This window comes from Herbaspirillum sp. UBA812 (assembly GCF_002296545.1).
GTDB lineage: Bacteria > Pseudomonadota > Gammaproteobacteria > Burkholderiales > Burkholderiaceae_D > Herbaspirillum > Herbaspirillum huttiense.
In genome coordinates, this window is sequence record NZ_DBIC01000032.1 from 12404 (window position 1) to 14649 (window position 2246).

3 protein-coding genes are annotated in these 2246 nt (G+C 63.3%); all 3 read right to left on the reverse strand.

Features of this window, described 5'->3' with window-relative positions; translation table 11 throughout:
• Positions 1 to 113: 113 nt before the first annotated feature.
• On the reverse strand, positions 114 to 1019 hold the full coding sequence (cysW, locus tag B3873_RS01770; RefSeq protein ID WP_286863725.1) for a sulfate ABC transporter permease subunit CysW: 906 nt from the start codon (positions 1017 to 1019) through the stop codon (positions 114 to 116).
• A gap of 1 nt (position 1020) precedes the next feature.
• On the reverse strand, positions 1021 to 1911 hold the full coding sequence (gene cysT, locus B3873_RS01775) for a sulfate ABC transporter permease subunit CysT (protein ID WP_286863726.1): 891 nt from the start codon (positions 1909 to 1911) through the stop codon (positions 1021 to 1023).
• Between the two features lie 164 nt (positions 1912 to 2075).
• A partial coding sequence (locus B3873_RS01780) for an RBBP9/YdeN family alpha/beta hydrolase (protein ID WP_286863740.1) occupies positions 2076 to 2246 on the reverse strand: 171 nt, incomplete at its 5' end.

Genomic DNA, 2246 nt, shown 5'->3' on the forward strand with positions numbered 1-2246 from the left:
CCCAGCAAGGCCGTCAGTTCGCCCGCCGGGAAATTGAGCGAGACGTCGTTGAGCGCGGTGAAGCTGCCGAAACGCTTCTGGATGTGATGGACTTCGATGCTCATGATGACTCCTTAGGCTTGTTCGCTGGCGCTGTGCTGCTGGTGCAGCCGCCACTCGATGACGCTCTTGATGGCCAGCGTGACCACGGCCAGGAAGGCCAGCAGCGACGCCACGGCGAAGGCGCCGGTGATATTGAATTCGTTGTAGAGGATCTCGACCTGCAGCGGGATGGTGTTGGTCTCGCCGCGAATGTGGCCGGAGACCACCGAGACGGCACCGAACTCGCCCATGGCGCGCGCATTGCAGAGGATCACGCCATACAGCAGGCCCCACTTGATGTTGGGCAGCGTGACATGCCAGAAAGTACGCCAGCCGGAGGCGCCCAGGACCAGCGCGGCTTCTTCCTCCTCGCTGCCCTGCGACTGCATCAGCGGAATCAGTTCACGCGCCACGAAGGGGAAGGTCACGAAGATGGTGGCCAGCACGATGCCCGGCACGGCGAACAGGATCTTGATGTCATGCTCGCGCAGCCAGGGGCCGAAGTAGCCCTGCAGGCCGAACAGCAGCACGTAGATCAGGCCCGAGATCACCGGCGAGACCGAGAACGGCAGGTCGATCAGGGTCAGCAGCACGTTCTTGCCACGGAACTCGAACTTGGCAATCGCCCAGGCGGCCGCCACGCCAAACACCAGGTTCAGCGGCACGGCGATGGCGGCAGCGAGCAGAGTCAGCTTGATGGCGGACCAGGCGTCAGGCTCGGTGATGGAGGCCACATAGACATCCCAGCCCTTGCGCAGCGCTTCATAGAACACCGCCACCAGCGGCACGAACAGGAACAGGGTCAGGAAGGCCAGCGCGATGCCGATCAGCAGCGCACGCACCCACCAGGGCTCGGTGATGGCACCGGGGGTCAGCGGCGGCTCGCCGCGGACAATCGCATTGGCTTGCGGGGCAGCGGAAACGGGGGCGGCACTCATCTCAGGTCCTTTCCGACTGGCCACGCTTGCGAGTCCAGGCTTGCAGCAGGTTGATGGTCAACAGCAGGATGAAGGAAACCAGCAGCATGACCATCGCGATGGCGGTCGCACCGGCATAGTCGTACTGCTCCAGCTTGGTGACGATGAACAAAGGGGTGATTTCAGAAACCATCGGCATGTTGCCGGCGATGAAGACCACCGAGCCGTATTCGCCGGAGGCGCGCGCAAAGGCCAGCGCAAAACCGGTCAGCAAAGCAGGCAGCACGGTCGGGAAGATCACCCGGGTAAAAGTCTGCCAGCGGCTGGCACCGAGGCTGGCGGCGGCTTCTTCGAGCTCGCGCTCGGCTTCTTCCAGCACCGGTTGCACGGTGCGCACCACAAAAGGCAGGCCGATGAAGGTCAGTGCCACCAGCACCCCCAGCGGGGTGAAGGCGACCTTGATGCCCAGGGGTGCCAGCAGCTTGCCCAGCCAGCCGTTCTGCGAATACAGCGTGGTCAGGGCGATGCCGGCTACCGCCGTGGGCAGGGCGAAAGGCAAGTCCACCAGGGCATCGATGATGCGCTTGCCGGGGAAGCGATAGCGCACCAGCACCCAGGCCACGATGCCGCCGAAGATCACGTTGAGGAAGGCACCGATCAGCGAGGCACCAAAGCTCAAGCGATAGGAGGCCATCACCCGGGGCGAAGTCACCGCGTCGATGAAGCCGCCCCAGGTCAGGGTGAAGGTCTTCAAAAACAGCGCCGACAGCGGGATCAGCACGATCAGCGCCAGGTAAAAGATGGTGAAGCCCAGCGACAGCCGGAAACCGGGCAATACGCGCCGGTTGGCGCTGCCCGCCGAGCGGGTCGGCGCGGCCCCGGGGGCGGCAAGGGAAACAGGGGATGCGGACATGTCGTTCTCTTGTTATTACAAATGCGACTATAGGTGAGCGATATTCGCATCCGATAGTTATAAAGAGAACGAAGCTTTTTGCATGTCCTTAGAAGGAAAGCGCATAAAGCCGGTCCGGAAACCGTCTTTATGCGCTCATGGGGGGGGAGGTGAAGTAAAAAGCTTCAGGCGATGCGTTCAAGCAGCTCCAGCAGCCACTGCTGCCCTTCGGTCCAGTCGCCCAGGCCCGATTCGGAGTTGATATGCCCGCGCGCGCCCACCGAGCGGAACTGCGCGCCCCAGGCCTCGGCCCAGTGGCGGGCGCGCTCGGCGCTCATCCAGGGATCGTTGTCGCT